Origin of the sequence: Arthrobacter silvisoli (genome assembly GCF_003369445.1) — a bacterium.
In the GTDB taxonomy this organism is placed as follows: Bacteria; Actinomycetota; Actinomycetes; order Actinomycetales; family Micrococcaceae; genus Arthrobacter; species Arthrobacter silvisoli.
This window is the reverse complement of the sequence record NZ_QRCU01000062.1, coordinates 1-13113: the sequence shown is the minus strand read 5'-3', so window position 1 is coordinate 13113 and position 13113 is coordinate 1. Positions and strand designations below refer to the sequence as shown.

Below are 13113 nucleotides of genomic sequence, written 5' to 3'. Positions count from 1 at the left end.
ATTCAAAGAGGTCAGGGAGGACGGGGCCGGGCGCGGGGCGCCCGGCGTCACGGGAAGGCGGGTACTGAGTGCATGCGTCCCGGTTCCCCGGGGCGGCGGATCGAAAGTGAGCCGTTATGCAAGGGGGCCGTTATGCAGTGAGCCGTTACGCAAGGGAGAGGAAGAGCTTCTCGAGGTCTTTCTTGTCCATCGTTGCGTCCTTTTGGACGAGGCACTGTTCCAGGCCGGTGGCGATGACGGCGAACCCCGCCCGGTCAAGGGCCTTCGAGACGGCAGCGAGCTGGGTGACTACGTCCTTGCAGTCCCGGCCTTCTTCAAGCATCCGGGTGACGGCGGCGAGCTGGCCCTGGGCGCGCTTGAGCCGATTGATGACGGGCGTGAGTTCAGAGGGGTTGAGTTCCATGGGCTTCTCCAATATCGGTAGCTTCCCACCAAGTATACCCCCCAGGGTGTTTTGACTACCCCGAGGGGTATCTGAAATACTGGGTGGGGTATTCACATCGCCCAAAACCGCACTCCCCGGGTTAGGAGAACCATGAGCCTCATCAGTTCCCTCAGGAACGCCTTTCGCAAGCCCTACACGACCGTGTCCGTGGCCGGGGCCAAGGAGCTCTTGGCCTCGGGCGCCACCTTGGTGGATGTCCGGTCCGCCCAGGAATGGCGCTCCGGCCGCGCCCCGCAGGCGAAACATGTGCCCCTGGACCGGCTGCAAAACAGCCTCGCCGGGATCCCGAAGCACAGGCCCGTCGTTGCCATCTGCGCTTCAGGGGTCCGTTCGGTGTCGGCAGCCAGGCTCCTGGCCACCAATGGGTACCAGGCCTACTCGGTCCGCGGCGGAATGAACGCTTGGCGCCGGGCAGGCGAGCCAGTCCGCTAAAGAGCAACCCCACCGCTTCAAAGGAGAACCCCCATGGCTGAAATCACCGTCACCGACGCCGACCGGCGCCGCTCCACTGCGCGCATCCTGGACGTCCGCGAGGACCTCGAGGTCGTCGAGGGCATGATCCCCGGCGCCCTGCACATCCCGATGGGCCAGTTGCGGGCCCGCTTGTCAGAACTGGACCCGGCCGTGCCCGTCATCGCCGTGTGCCGCAGCGGCGGCCGCTCAGCCCGCGTCGCCGACGCCCTGAACGGAGCAGGGTACACGGCTGACACCATGGCCGGCGGCATGATCGCCTGGACCCGCGCCGGCCTTCCCACCACCTGATCCCTGTACTCCCACCCACCAACTGCCGGAACAACACCCGAAAGGACGCGAGACACGATGACAACCATCGACATCACCGGACAAAGCTTCGCCGGGACCCTGGAGAACAACGAGATCGTGTTCGTTGACTTCTGGGCAGCCTGGTGCGGTCCCTGCCGCATGTTCGCCCCCACCTACGGAGCCGCCGCCGACAGGCACCCGGACATCACCTTCGCCAAGGTCGACACCGAAGCCGAACAAGCCCTCGCCGCCGCAGCGAACATCACCTCCATCCCCACCCTGATGGCCTTCAAGAACAGGACGCTCGTCTTCGCCCGACCCGGAGCACTCAACGCCGCAGGCCTGGAAGAAGTCATCCAGGGAGTAAGGAACCTGGACATGACAAAGCTCCGGAACGCTGCCGGACACCAACACGGCTGAAACAGGGCCCGTCCAGCCAGGACACAACAAACGTCCCTTTCATCCAAGGAGAGCACCATGCTTATCGAGCGTATTTACGACGAAGACCTTGCCCAGGCCAGCTACCTCATCGGCTGCCAGGCCAAGGGAGAAGCCATCGTGGTGGACGGCCGGCGCGACATCGCCGTCTATCGGTCCCTGGCTGAGAAGAACGGCATGAAGATCATCGCCGTCACCGAGACCCACATCCACGCCGACTACCTCTCCGGTACCCGCGAGCTGGCCGCGGCCACCGGGGCAACGGTCTACCTCTCCGGCGAAGGCGGCCCGGACTGGCAGTACGGGTTCGACGGCGAACGGCTCCATGACGGAGACACCGTCACCTTGGGCAACATCACCATCAAGGCCATCCATACACCCGGGCACACTCCGGAACACCTGTCTTTCCTGGTGACCGACGGTGCGTTCAGCGACCAGCCCGGTTACCTCCTCTCGGGTGACTTCGTCTTCTCCGGCGACCTCGGCCGGCCGGACCTGCTCGACGAAGCAGCCGGCGGCATCGACACCCGTTTCGAAGGCGCCAGGCAACTGTTCGCCAGCCTCCGGGACAAATTCCTCACCCTGCCGGACTACGTCCAGGTCCACCCGGCCCACGGTGCAGGCAGCGCGTGCGGCAAGGCCCTCGGTGCCGTTCCGTCCTCCACCGTCGGCTACGAACGCCTCTATGCCTGGTGGGGACCCTACCTCGCAGCGAATGACGAGCAGGGCTTCATCGACGAACTCCTCGACGGCCAGCCGGATGCCCACGCCTACTTCGGCCGGATGAAGCGGGAAAACCGTGAAGGACCGGCCGTCATGGGCGAACGCACGCCCCTCAGGGAACTGGACAGCGCCGATGTCGCCAAGGACCTGGCAGCGGACAAAGTCACATTCATCGACACCCGTTCCAACGGTGAGGTCCACCAAGGCACCGTGGCTCGTTCCCTGAACGTTCCGGCCGGCAAGTCAGTAGCCAGCTACGGTGCCTGGGTCGTCAACCCGGAAACCGACAAGAACCCGCTGGTGCTCCTCGCCTCCAACCAGGAAACCGCGCAGGACATGTGGGACCACCTCGTACGCGTCGGCATCGACAACGTCGCCGGGTACCTCACCAGCATCGAAGGCCTGCCCACGACCGCCCCGAAGCTCATCCAGCCCAAGGAACTGGATGGTTTTGACGCCGCCATGATCCTGGATGTCCGCAACAAGACCGAGCACACGGCCGGCCACATTCCTGGTTCGCACCAGCTCAGCGGCGGCCGGCTCATGTGGCACCTCGGCGAACTGCCTGTCATTGGCACCATCGTGACCTACTGCCAATCCGGCGTGCGGAACTCCGTCGCAGCCAGCGCCCTGCGCCGGGCCGGGTATGACGTCGTTGAACTTGACGGCAGTTACGCAGCCTGGACCGCCCAGCAGAACTCCGTTTCCGCGGTCTAGAGCGGCACTACCGACAACACAACGCCGCCACCACGCACCCGCCGGCAGCCCCGGCTGGAATCAGAGCAGTTCAGGGGCGCTCGGGCATGCGCACGCCGCCGCGCTTGTATGCGCGGACCACGAGCGAACTGCGCACGGCAAGGGCGCGCCCGGCCCAGGGGGATTCGAGCAGGAAGGCGCGCAGTTCGTTCAGGCTCGCGAGCGTCACGTTGGCCATGATCTGGAACTCGCCCAGGGCCATCGCCGCATAGCGCACGGCCGGTTCCCCACCGAGGAGCCGGCCGACCTCCACGACGTCCGTGGGTGCCGTGCGGACCCAGATGACGGCCTCGATGGGCAGGCCGATATCCGCGGGTTCAACGATGGCCCGGACGGTGAGGGTGTCCTGTTCGAACAGGGCGTTGAGCCGGCGCCGGACGGCCGGAGCGGACAGGCCCACGGCTTCGCCGAGTTCGGCCACCGGAACGCGGCCGTCCTCGACGAGCAACTGCACGAGCCGCGTGTCGACGTCGTCGAGCATGGCACTGGCACTGGGCCGGGACAATGGCGAGGGGAAGTCCTGCAGTGCCGCGGTCTCCTCGGCGGTGACGGGGCCGGGGTGCCACTCGGCCACGGTGCGGAAATACTCCATGAGGGGCCAGGCGTTCACCTGCGTGACACCGTCGAGCGCCGGGAGTTCCTCCAGCACCAGGCTGGAAAGCCGGCCGGGCCGGGCCTGGACTTCGAAGAGCAGCCGGGTGGGGCTGGTGAGGGCGTAGAGGAAGTTGGCGTCCGGGTCTTTGGCCAGCTCTTCCGCGATGCCGGCCAGCTTTGCCGGTTCGCACTGGACCTCCACCAGGTGGGTGGGGCCGAGGGTCACGAGCCCGGCGACCCGCACCGTCCCGGATTCGAGCAGCGCCATGCCGCGCCGGGTCACGGTACTGAAGGACTCCCCCAGCACCTCGGCTATCCGGCGCCATGAGGCGCGGCCGTTGACCTGGAGGGCTCCAACGATCCGCCGGTCCAGGCCGTCCAGCTCGCGCAAAGGTGCGTTCATGACCATCCACCCGATTATGCCGCGTTGCCCGGGCCGCACGCCGTATCCACGCTGAGCGTGCCTGCTCAGGCATCCGGGGCGGCACTTGATCGGCGCTCCTAAAAACGTATTTTCGGCATGCCTAAATATTCGTTATCCTCGTAACAGATGCCTTGACGCTGAAGGACCCCCATGGCCACAACCACCACCCTCCGGACCCGTGCCACACCGGCAAAGGCATGGTCGCGCCTGCTGCTGCTCGGACCGGCCTTCGTGGCCGCCATCGCCTACGTCGATCCAGGGAACGTGGCCGCGAACCTTACCGCCGGTGCGAGCTACGGCTACCTGCTGGTGTGGGTGCTGGTCATGGCCAACGCCATGGCGGTCCTGGTGCAGTACCAGTCGGCGAAGCTGGGCCTGGCCACGGGCATGAGCCTGCCGGAAATCCTCGGCAAGCGCCTCGGCACCAAGCGCCGCCGCCTGTACTGGGCCCAGGCCGAGATCGTCGCCGGTGCCACGGACATGGCCGAGGTGATCGGCGGGGCCGTGGCCCTGAACCTGCTGTTCGGAGTTCCGCTGCTGGCCGGCGGTGTCATCATCGGCCTGGCCTCCATGGCGCTCCTGGCGCTGCAGTCGCAGCGGGGGCAGCGCACCTTCGAGTACGCGATCCTCGTCCTGCTGGGGGTCATCGCCGTCGGCTTCATGTCCGGCCTGTTCGTCCACGCGCCCGACGGCGGCAGTGCCCTGGGTGGCCTGCTGCCCCGTTTTGAAGGCACGGACACGGTCCTGCTCGCCGCGAGCATGCTGGGAGCCACCGTGATGCCGCACGCAATCTACCTGCACTCCGCGTTGGCCCGGGACCGGCACGGCTTCTCCGAGGACCCCGCTGTGCGGACCCGACTCATCCGGGCGACGCGTTTCGACGTCGTCGGGGCCCTGTTGCTGGCCGGCGTCGTGAACGTCTCCATGCTGCTCCTGGCCGCCTCGAGCCTGCGCGGCATCGAGGGAACGGACACCATCGCGGGTGCGCACGCCGCCGTCACATCCGCCCTCGGCCCGGTGATCGGCGTCGTCTTCGCGATCGGCCTGCTCGCTTCCGGCCTGGCCTCGACCTCGGTGGGCTGCTATGCGGGCGCCACCATCATGGGCGGGCTGCTGACGATCCGCATCCCGCTGCTGGTCCGCCGCGTGATCACCCTCATTCCGGCCCTGGTCATCCTGGGCGTCGGCATCGAACCGACCCTGGCACTCGTGCTCAGCCAGGTGCTGCTCAGCTTCGGCATCCCCTTCGCCCTGATCCCGCTGATCCGCCTGACGGGCAACCGCAGCGTCATGGGTATCCACACGGACTCCACGGCCTTGAAGATCGCGGGCTGGACCAGCGCCGCCCTGATCGTCATCCTGAACTGCGTGCTCATCACGCTGACGGTCACCGGCCAGTCCTGAGTCCGGGGTCGGCGCCGCAGCGACGCACCCCACAAACGGACATGTCCTCCCCCGCATGCGAAGGATGGACATCTTGCTGATAGGTCCATCCTTCGCCGCATGGGAAGGACATGTGCCGCCGTCAGGCTTCCAGCGACACCGGCACGCGTGCCAGCAGCGCCGCCATCAGGTGCGGCGCGAAATCCTCTTCGAGTTCCAGGACCACCTGGCAGTGGGCACCGGACTGCTCCGGGTAGCCCAAGTGCACACCGCGCAAGTCGCAGACCGTCTGCCCGCGGCCCGGCCCGTCGCCGGCGTCGACTTCCACATGGACCACCGGTGCGGTCCGCAGCGCGACGGCGTCCAGGGCCACTGCGGCGGCCAAGGGATCGTGCATCGCCGAGCAGGCGCGGCCGAAGATGCCCTCGTAGAAGCGGTAGTAGTAGCCCAGCATCTCGCCCAGGGCCCGGGCCAGCGGGCTGTCCGAGGCGAGCAGTTCGAGGCGGTGTTCCTCTTCCAGGACGTTGCTCATGGTCACGTCCAGCGGCACCAGCTTGATGTTCCACGGCGCGGCGAAGACCTCACGCGCGGCCTCGGGATCATTGCCGATGTTGGCTTCGGCAAGGGGGCTGATGTTGCCCGGAACCATCGCCGCGCCGCCCATGATGGTGATTTCGGCGACCAGCTCGGGCAGCCGAGGTTCCAGGCGCAGGGCCTCGGCAATGTTGGTCAGCGGGCCGATGGCCAGCACGCGCAGTTCGCCGGCGTTTTCGCGGGCCAGGCGGACCAGCATCTCGGCGGCGGTCTCGGCCAGCGGCGCGGCGCCGGACGCGGGCAGCGCCACCCCGCCGATGCCGTTGGCGCCGTGCACGTGGGGCGCACCGCCGTCGAACGCCCGGGCCTGGAAGTCGTGCGCCCCGACGGCCACCGGAATCTCCGGCCGGCCGGCCAGGCGCAGCAGATCCAGGGTGTTCACGGCGCCGGTGGCCGCTGCGACGTTTCCGCTGACGCTGCCGATGCCGAGCAGCCGGGCCTCCGGCGCGGCCAGCAGGTAGGCCAGAGCCAGGGCGTCGTCGATTCCGGTGTCGCAGTCCAGGTAGATGGGCAGCATGTCTGGGTATCTCTTTTCTGTGGGAGGGTGCGGGCTTAGGCGGAGGCGTCGGGGGCGGGGACCAGGAGGCTGACCAGCAGGGCCGCCGCGGTGATGCCCACCGAAATCCAGAGCGCGACGCCGTAGCCGCCTTGGGTGCCGAGCCCGGCGAAGGGTGCCACGAGGACGACGCCGAGGCTCGCCCCGGTGCCGAAGGAGGCACCGTTGATGCCTGGCAGGGAGCCCGGGGCTTCCTTCGGCGAGAGGAGCACGGAGAGGCCGTTGATCGAGGTGAGGAAGAAACCGTTGTAGAAGATGCCCAGGGCGGCGACAGCAGCCAGGACCGCCCATTCGTTTCCGGCGAAGAGGGCCGCCGCCATGGCGCAGGCGAGGCTGAGGGCGGTGCCGATGCGGAGGGTCCTGATCCAGCCCATCCGGCCGGTCAGCCAGCCGGCCAGGGGCGCAGCGAAGACGCCGATAAGGGCAGCCGGAGTGAGGAAGAGCAGGGCGGAGAGGGAGGCGCTGAACCCGAAGCCGTTCTTGCCGTCCTGGCTGAGCAGCACCACGGTGAAGTTCATGATGGCGAAGATGCCGGCGAGGGTGAGCACGGTGGTGGCGATGACGGTCCAGACCTGGCGGGAGCGCAGGTGGTGCACGGCGATCAGCGGGGAGCTGCGGCGCTTTTCCACGGCGTAGAAGGCGATGAACGCCGCCACGGTCCCGGTCAGCAGGGCGAGTGCGGGCACGGAGGTCCAGCCCGCGGAGGAACCGGTGCTGACGAAGTAGCTCAGGCAGACCAGGAACGCCGAGAGGAAGGCAGCTCCCCACCAGTCCATGCTTCCGCTGGTACCGGCGGCATGTGCCGTCCGCCCGCCGGGGACGAAGCGGATGATGCACGCGGCGGCGATCGCGGCGAGGCCCAGGACCACCAGGAAGATCGATTGGAAACCGAAGGCCTCGGTCATGAGCCCGCCGGCGTAACCGTCGAAGCCGGCGATTCCGCCGTTGACCGCGGCGATGATGCCCACCGAGGTGCCGAAAGCGCGGGCATCGAGGTTTTCCCGGAGCACGATGTAGGCGAGCGCGAAGATGGCGCTGGACACGCCCTGGAGGAAGCGGCCGACCACCAGCAGCGGCAGGCTGGGGGCGAGCAGGCAGAGCACGGTGCCTACGGCCATGACGCCGAGCACCAGCAGGAGCGCCCTGCGCCGGCCGATGAAGTCACTCCAGCGGCCCATGATGGGCCCGGAGATGGCGCCGGCCAGGAAGAACATGGACTGCACCTGGGCCACTGCTCCGGCGTCGGCACCGAAATGCACGCCGATCTGCGGCAGCGCCGGGGTGACCATGCTTGCGTTGAGCTGGAAGGACAGCACGCCCAGCAGGAGCGTGGTGATGAGGACGGCGGCCTGGGGGCGGCGGCCGGCGGACTGCGCTGAGGCTGCCTGAGCCGGGGCGGCGGCCTCGACGTCGGCGCCTTGGGGGGCGGCGTTGGCGGGTGAGGAAATCACAACAAACTCCCTTGTTCGTCGGGCGGTGTTTCTCGGGTTGGGATGACGGGAACCTTATGGATTCGAGTTGTTATACAAGCATGTATTACGAACAAGTACAACATTTAAGTGTGAAAATGACTACACTGTCCCCCATGACTTCTTCGACCCGGCCCGCTTCGGACTGGCCACAGCCGAACCGCCGCGCCCTCACCGTGCTCGGCAGCATCAACCTTGACCTCATCGCCACCGCGGAACGCCTCCCCACGGCAGGCGAAACCATCGGCGGCGGCGCCCTGAGCAGGCAGCCGGGCGGCAAGGGCGCCAACCAGGCCGCCGCAGCGGCCCGCCTGGACGGCTCCGCCCGGATGATCGGCGCAGTAGGCGACGACGACGCCGGACGCGAAATGCTCGAGGCACTCACCGCCGCGGGAGTGGACGTGTCCGACGTCGCGCACCGCAGCACGCCCACCGGAACCGCGCTGATCGTCGTCGACAGCGCCGGCGAGAACCAGATCGTCGTGTGCCCGGGCGCGAACGGCGAGGTGTCGTTGGACGGTGTCGTCTTCGCCGAGGACGAGACGCTCCTCTGCCAGCTCGAGGTGGGACTGGACGTGGTCGTCGAGGCCTCCCGCAGGCACCCCGGTTTCTTCGCACTCAACGCAGCCCCGGCCCAGTCCCTGCCCGTGGAACTCGTGCAGCGCTGCGACCTGGTGATCGTCAACGAAACCGAATACGAGCTCATCCCCGGGCTGGCACAGGCCCGGCTGGTGGCCGTGACCTACGGCAAGGACGGATCGGCCCTGTTCCGGGACGGCAAGGAGGTGGCCCGCGCCGCCGGCCGCCGTGCCACCGTGGTCAACACGATCGGCGCCGGCGATGCCTTCTGCGCCGCCCTCGTGCTGGGCCTGCGCAACGGGCTCTCCGACGAGCAGGCCCTGGCCGCCGCCAACGCGGTAGGGGCCGACGCCGTAGGGCAGCACTCCTCGCAGCCGGAGCTCGGGCGGCTGGATTCCTACTTGGGGATTGCGTCCGCGTGACGGCCGCCCCCGCCGCTACGGAGTTGGAGATCCGCGTTGCCGGGCCGGAGGACTTCGCCGAGATCCGGCGCATCACGCTCGCCGCCTACCTCGACGCCGGTCACATCAGCGAAGGCCACCCGTACCTGGCCATCCTGGGCAATGTGGAACAGCGGGCCAGGCACGCCGAGCTGTGGATCGCCGAGGTGGGCGGCCGGGCCGTGGGTTCGGTGATGATCACCCACCCGGGCCGGAAGTACACCGAGGTGGCGCTCGACGGTGAGATCGAGTTCCGCATGCTGGCCGTCGACCCGGCTGCGCAGGGCCTCGGCGTCGGCCGCCGGATCGTGGAGCGGGTCCTCGACCATGCCCGTTCGCTGGACGACGTGGAGGCCGTGGCCATCACCAGCGGCGCCTGGATGGCGCCGGCCCACCGGCTCTACGGATCGCTCGGTTTCGTGCGGGTTCCGGAGCGGGACTGGAGCTTCGACGGCGGCCCGAAGGACCTCTGGGTCTTCCGCCACGGGCTCGCGTAACCACGTCTCCTGCAGCGTCAGCCTCTTAAGGCAGCGTCAGCCCTCGACGTACCGGTCACGTCCGGCGCGGTAGCCGAACACCGCGGCCAGTGAACCCACCATCAGGAACAGGACACCGGCCGCCGCGAAGCCGCCCGTGGCCTGGTGCAGCTGCCCCACCAGCAGGGTGCCGGTGGAGCCCAGTCCGTAGCCCACTCCTTGCATCATGCCCGAAAGGTGCGCCGCAGTGTGCGCGTCCCTGGTGCGCAGCATGATCATGGTCAAGGCCACGGCGGTGAGGCTGCCCTGCCCGAGGCCCAGCAGTCCGGTCCACAGCCAGGCCAGCTCCACCGGTCCGAAAATGCTCAAGGCAAAGCCGCCGCCGGTCATCAAGGCCACCACCACATTGATGGCGCGCTGGTCCCGGAACCGCGCGGCCAGGCCCGGGGCGAACAGGGAACCGAGCATCTGCAGCGCGATCGAAACGGAGACGATCAGCCCGGCCGTGCCGCCGTCGACCCCGCGCTCGCGCAGGATCGGCGCCAGCCAGGCGAACACGCTGAAGGACATCATCGCCTGCAGCACCATGAAGACGGTCACCTGCCAGGCGACGGCCGAACGCCACACATTCACGCCCCCGCCCAGCACCTGGTGCCGGACGGCGGGCTGGCGGATCGCCAGCGGCAGGAACAGCAGAAGGACGACGGCGGCGGGCAGCGCCCAGAACCAGAGAGCCGAGGTCCACTGGCCGGCAGCCCGGAACACCGGATAGGTGAAGCCGGCACCGAGCGCCGCGGAGGCACAGATTGCCGTCGTGTAGAGCCCGCCCATCAGACCGAGCCGGTGCGGGAAGTCGCGCTTCACCACTCCCGGCAGCAGCACATTGCACAACGCGATCGCGGCACCGCAGGCTGCCGTACCGGCCAGCAGGGCGGGCAGGTGGCCGGCACCCGGGACATCCACCGGACGCAGCAGCAGGCCCGCCGTCAGGAGTGCCATCGCACCGAGCAGCACCCGCTCGGCACCGAAACGCCGTGCGAGCACGGGGGCCAGCGGCGCGAACACCCCCAGGAGGGTGACCGGCACAGTGGTGAGCACCACCACCGCCCAGCCCGGCAGGCCGGCGTCGGCGGTGATCTCCGGAAGCACGGCGGAGAAACTGGAGAACACGGTGCGCAGGTTAAGCCCGATCAGCACCAGGCAGACGCCCAGGAACACGAGGCCCTTCTTGGTGGAGACCCGCGTGGGCGCCGCGGCGGGGACCTCGTCGATTTCGGCGTCGACCAGTTGCTCGGGGTTCTCGGCGTTGCGCGTCACGTTCCGAAATCTACACGCCGCCGCTATTTCGCCCCCGCGAATATTGTTGACCCGCTGAAATTTTCATTGGGGGTGGACAACGGCTCGGGAGGTCATCCCGGAGGAAGGCGGAGCCGGCCCAGCCGGAGCTGGGCCGCACGGCGGCCCGCTTCCCTGGCCCCCGCTATCCTGAAAGGGATGAGCACCCCCGACATTCCGCAGTCCCCGCAGCCCGCCCAGCCTTCGACGCCGCGCCCCGTCACCCCCGGCAGCCAGGCTTCCTTCGGCACCTACGGCGGCCGCCCGGTCAGCTTCGTGCGCCGCGGAACCCGCCTGCAGGGCCGCCGGCAGCAGGCTTGGGACGAGCACGCGGACCGCTGGGTGCTGGACGTTCCGCGGCACGTCGCCAACACCTCCGTGCACCCCGATTACGTGTTCGACGCCGAAGCCGAGTTCGGCCGGAAAGCCCCCCTGGTGGTGGAAATCGGCTCGGGCCTGGGCGAGGCCGTCTGCCACGCGGCGGAGGAAAACCCGGACAAGGACTTCCTCGCCGTCGAGGTCTACACTCCCGGCCTGGCCAACACCCTGATCAAGATCGCCAGCCGCGGACTGAGCAACGTGCGCGTCGTGGAAGCCAACGCCCCCGAGGTCCTGGCCACCATGCTCCCGGCCGGCTCCGTCAGCGAGGTCTGGGTCTTCTTCCCGGACCCATGGCACAAGTCGCGGCACCACAAGCGCCGCCTCATCCAGCCCGAGTTCGCCACGCTGGTGGCCCGCGTCCTTCAGAAGGGCGGGCTGTGGCGGGTCGCCACCGACTGGTCCAACTACGCCGTCCACGTCCGCAGCGTCGTGGCGGAGTCGCAGGACTTCGAGAACCTCCACGACGGGGAACGCTCCGGTCCGGAGAGCCCGCTCACCAAGGTGTGGGAATCCGGCGTCGAGTCCGTGGTGGGCGGGGCACCCGTCAAGGAGGGCCGCGCGCCGGTCAGCACCGAACACACCGGCCCCAACGAAGGCGTGGACCAGGTGGGCGGCTGGGCCCCGCGCTTTGACGGCCGCATCCGCACCAGCTTCGAGAACAAGGCCCACGAGGCCGGCCGGATGATCTTCGACCTCTGCTACCGCAAGGTGTAGCCATGCCCCAGGTGCGCGCGGAACGGTTCATCCGGCTCGACCCCGAAACGGCCTTCGCCATGTCCCAGACCACCGGCGCCTTCCGCCTGAAATGGGACCCCTTCATTTCCACCCAATCCTTCGTGGACGGCGCCACGGCCGCCGGCAAGGGCATCCGCACCCGCACGGTGTCCCGGATGGGCCTGCGCATGGTGAGCGAATACGTCTCCTACGCGCCGCCGAAGAGCGTGGGCATGACCATGGTGGCCGGGCCGTGGTTCTTCGAGAACTTCGGCGGAGGCTGGCGCTTCACCCCCGACGACGGCGGCACCCGTGCCGTCTGGAAGTACACCTTTTCCTGCCGGCCGGCTTTGCTGAAACCACTTGCGGAGCGGATCGGCGGCTGGCTGCTGGGCCGGGAAATCGAACGGCGGATCGACGCGTTCGCCAAAGCCTGCGAGGATCCGGAGCTGCTGGCCGAGTTCCGGGGGAACGCAGACTGAACCGCCCCACGAAGCCGCCCCGGTCCGACGTCGAAATCGCCGGAACAGTGCCGGGTCGCCGGAACGCTCCAGCGAGCCCGCAGCGCTCCCGCGACCCCGGCGAATCGCGCCCGATTGTCTGCCGCCTTTTGCCCGCGGCCGCCACCGACCGGTACCCTGTGAAGCGTGCCGCCCCGTGGCGGCGCGCGCTTATGATCTGCGGCGGGAGAGTCCTGCCGGTACGTCCAGCAGGCGCCGTAGGAGCAAACCCTCCCCGGGAATCTCTCAGGCCCACGTACCGCCGCGGCAAGGCACCTCTGGAAAGCAGTCCGGCTGAACCCACAGCCCGGACTCACCGACGGGGCAAGCGAACCCCCGCAGCTGCGGGCGGCGCGGAATCTCTCAGGTCCAATACAGAGCGGGGAGGAACCACATCAACGTGGCGCCCCCGCGCCACCTGAGTCCTGGAGCTCCCTATGAGCGTGCATTTGAGTAACCCCGCACCTGAAGGCCGTAAGTTGCTGCGTGTTGAGCAGCGCAACAAAGCGGTTCCGGTCGAACGCAAGCCCGAGTGGATCAAGGC

General features: G+C 68.4%; 14 protein-coding genes and 2 riboswitches. Of the genes, 9 read left to right on the top strand and 5 right to left on the bottom strand.

Annotated features, from left to right (window positions below):
• Positions 1-145 precede the first annotated feature (145 nt).
• On the bottom strand, positions 146-403 hold the full coding sequence (locus DWV11_RS14520; RefSeq protein WP_115789632.1) for a metal-sensitive transcriptional regulator: 258 nt from the start codon (positions 401-403) through the stop codon (positions 146-148).
• A gap of 132 nt (positions 404-535) precedes the next feature.
• Between DWV11_RS14520 and DWV11_RS14515 the strand changes: the two genes are divergently transcribed.
• From DWV11_RS14515 to DWV11_RS14500, 4 genes are read left to right on the top strand one after another with little or no spacing between them, the layout of a single operon-like run.
• Positions 536-877 carry a rhodanese-like domain-containing protein gene (locus tag DWV11_RS14515; protein ID WP_115789631.1) on the top strand — a complete coding sequence of 114 codons (342 nt, stop codon included), beginning with the start codon at positions 536-538 and terminating at the stop codon, positions 875-877.
• A 33-nt stretch (positions 878-910) separates the two neighbouring features.
• Positions 911-1207: a rhodanese-like domain-containing protein gene (locus DWV11_RS14510; protein ID WP_115789630.1), complete on the top strand. Its 297-nt coding sequence runs from the start codon at positions 911-913 to the stop codon at positions 1205-1207.
• Positions 1208-1264: 57 nt separating this feature from the next.
• Positions 1265-1627 (top strand): thioredoxin family protein, encoded by a 363-nt coding sequence (locus DWV11_RS14505; RefSeq protein ID WP_115789629.1) that lies wholly within the window; start codon positions 1265-1267, stop codon positions 1625-1627.
• A gap of 57 nt (positions 1628-1684) precedes the next feature.
• Positions 1685-3085: an MBL fold metallo-hydrolase gene (locus tag DWV11_RS14500; RefSeq protein ID WP_115789628.1), complete on the top strand. Its 1401-nt coding sequence runs from the start codon at positions 1685-1687 to the stop codon at positions 3083-3085.
• Positions 3086-3155: 70 nt separating this feature from the next.
• On the opposite strand, the gene DWV11_RS14495 is transcribed toward DWV11_RS14500, so the two are convergent.
• A complete protein-coding gene (locus DWV11_RS14495) occupies positions 3156-4127 on the bottom strand; it encodes an Lrp/AsnC family transcriptional regulator (protein ID WP_115789627.1) in 972 nt (323 codons plus the stop codon).
• A 165-nt stretch (positions 4128-4292) separates the two neighbouring features.
• Between DWV11_RS14495 and DWV11_RS14490 the strand changes: the two genes are divergently transcribed.
• Positions 4293-5546, top strand: a complete 1254-nt coding sequence (locus tag DWV11_RS14490; RefSeq protein ID WP_115789626.1) for an Nramp family divalent metal transporter — start codon at positions 4293-4295, stop codon at positions 5544-5546.
• A gap of 121 nt (positions 5547-5667) precedes the next feature.
• Here DWV11_RS14490 and DWV11_RS14485 read toward each other — a convergent pair whose 3' ends face one another.
• Both DWV11_RS14485 and DWV11_RS14480 read right to left on the bottom strand, forming a co-directional pair.
• Positions 5668-6636 (bottom strand): nucleoside hydrolase, encoded by a 969-nt coding sequence (locus DWV11_RS14485; RefSeq protein WP_115789625.1) that lies wholly within the window; start codon positions 6634-6636, stop codon positions 5668-5670.
• Positions 6637-6671: 35 nt separating this feature from the next.
• On the bottom strand, positions 6672-8123 hold the full coding sequence (locus DWV11_RS14480) for an MFS transporter (protein ID WP_115789705.1): 1452 nt from the start codon (positions 8121-8123) through the stop codon (positions 6672-6674).
• Between the two features lie 137 nt (positions 8124-8260).
• On the opposite strand from DWV11_RS14480, the gene DWV11_RS14475 reads away from it, so the two are divergent.
• Entirely contained in the window at positions 8261-9145 is an 885-nt protein-coding gene (locus DWV11_RS14475) for a ribokinase (RefSeq protein WP_115789624.1), read from the top strand.
• Positions 9142-9660 (top strand): GNAT family N-acetyltransferase, encoded by a 519-nt coding sequence (locus tag DWV11_RS14470; protein ID WP_115789623.1) that lies wholly within the window; start codon positions 9142-9144, stop codon positions 9658-9660. The genes DWV11_RS14475 and DWV11_RS14470 overlap by 4 nt, the downstream gene beginning before the upstream one ends.
• A gap of 36 nt (positions 9661-9696) precedes the next feature.
• Here DWV11_RS14470 and DWV11_RS14465 read toward each other — a convergent pair whose 3' ends face one another.
• Positions 9697-10956 (bottom strand): MFS transporter, encoded by a 1260-nt coding sequence (locus DWV11_RS14465; protein WP_115789622.1) that lies wholly within the window; start codon positions 10954-10956, stop codon positions 9697-9699.
• 177 nt (positions 10957-11133) lie between these two features.
• On the opposite strand from DWV11_RS14465, the gene trmB reads away from it, so the two are divergent.
• Together trmB and DWV11_RS14455 are read left to right on the top strand one after the other, a co-directional pair.
• Entirely contained in the window at positions 11134-12069 is a 936-nt protein-coding gene (gene trmB / locus DWV11_RS14460; RefSeq protein ID WP_210725762.1) for a tRNA (guanosine(46)-N7)-methyltransferase TrmB, read from the top strand.
• A gap of 2 nt (positions 12070-12071) precedes the next feature.
• Complete coding sequence (locus DWV11_RS14455; protein WP_115789621.1) at positions 12072-12551, top strand: type II toxin-antitoxin system RatA family toxin; 480 nt, start codon at positions 12072-12074, stop codon at positions 12549-12551.
• 192 nt (positions 12552-12743) lie between these two features.
• Positions 12744-12841: riboswitch (glycine riboswitch) on the top strand.
• 1 nt (position 12842) lies between these two features.
• Positions 12843-12957, top strand: a riboswitch (glycine riboswitch).
• Positions 12958-13113: the final 156 nt, after the last annotated feature.